The sequence below is a fragment of the Geodermatophilus chilensis genome (assembly GCF_002802985.1).
GTDB classification, from domain to species: domain Bacteria; phylum Actinomycetota; class Actinomycetes; order Mycobacteriales; family Geodermatophilaceae; genus Geodermatophilus; species Geodermatophilus chilensis.
In genome coordinates this window covers 1-1373 of the sequence record NZ_NVPT01000351.1, presented here as the reverse complement: position 1 = coordinate 1373, position 1373 = coordinate 1, and the positions used below count along the sequence as shown (strand labels likewise).

Sequence of the window (1373 nt, the reverse complement as noted above, 5' to 3'; positions counted from 1 at the left end):
TCGCAGCGCAAAGTTCTACACGTCAGGCGCCATCACCAGCGTCTGGACCGCCCGCCGGGCGGCCTGATGGAGGACCCCGTCCTCCCCACCCCTCGCAGGCTCGGGGTGGGACCCGGGACGGGGCGACTCGGACGGGGCCGCCCTCCAGTCACGCGCGGGCCAGCGCCGCCGCGAGGTCGTCGACGCGGAGCAGGCCCACGACGGCGCCGCTGGCGTCGGTGCAGACCACCGGGTCGAAGCGCTGCGCCGGCGGTCGCGCCATTGCCCGCTGCAGCGTCGCGGCGACGGCGTCCGACGGGGTGGCCCGCAGCGAGACCGGTGCCAGGTGCGGCTCCCGGGTGCGCGGGCAGGCCAGCCACAGCCCGACCGGCTCGCCCCGACCGCCCACCAGCACCGCCGGGGGGACGGCGGGCAGCGGCGAGCCGACGTCGCACTGGCGCACCGGCCGCACGAGCGCGGCGAGCCCCTCGCAGACCCGGGCGCGGGCGGCGTGCGTGCCGACCAGGGCGGCGACCCCGGGGGCCAGCGGGGCGGGTTCCGGCGTCGGCCGGCCGAGCAGCCAGCCCTGGGCGAGCGGGACGCCGAGCCGGGCCAGCGCGGCCAGCTCCGCGGCCGTCTCGACGCCCTCGGCCACGAGTCGGGCGCCGATCCGGCCGGCGAGGTCGCGCACCACCTCGGTGAGCGCGGTGCGGACCGGGTCGCCCTCGACGCCGGTCACCAGGGCCCGGTCGAGCGTGAGGAGCTCCGGGCGGACGGCGGCCACGGTCGGCAGGCCGGCGGCGGCGTCGGCCACCGCGACGAGGGCAGAGCGAGCGCGCAGCGCGTCGGTGTGCCGGCGCAGTGCGTCGAGGTCGTCGACCGGCGTGTGCCCGGCGAGCTGGACGACGACGCGGGACAGGTCCGGTCGGGTGGCCAGCGCGTCCTGCACCGGGGCGCTGCCGAGCAGGTGCGGGCTCACCGTCACCGTGAGGGACGTGCCGTCGGGCAGCAGGGGCACGGCGGCCAGCGCCCTGGTGACCGCCAGTGCCTCGAGCTCGGCGGCCAGGGCGCAGTCCGCGGCGGCGGCGTACCAGACGTCGGGCCCGGCGGTCCCCGGGAAGCGGGACGACGCCTCGTAGCCCACGACGCGCGCGGTGGCGAGGTCGACGATCGGCTGGAACACCAGCGTGAGGTCGTCGGGGTCGGCCAGCAGCGGACGGCAGTCGGGCAGCCTGCTCGTGAGGATCGCCGTCATGGGCAGCCCATCGGCGCCGGCGTCGCCGGGCTCGACCCGGGACCGGCCCCGCCTCACCCGACGGGGTGGGCAACGGGGGCGCTGGCTCCTATACACATCTCCGAGACCCAGCAACCGTACTAAGACTCATAATCCGAAT

1 protein-coding gene is annotated in these 1373 nt (G+C 77.7%); it reads right to left on the bottom strand.

The genetic code is table 11. The annotated features are described in order from the left end of the window. Positions 1 to 148: 148 nt before the first annotated feature. On the bottom strand, positions 149 to 1234 hold the full coding sequence (locus CNO22_RS27080; protein ID WP_100502305.1) for an EAL domain-containing protein: 1086 nt from the start codon (positions 1232 to 1234) through the stop codon (positions 149 to 151). Positions 1235 to 1373 lie beyond the last annotated feature (139 nt).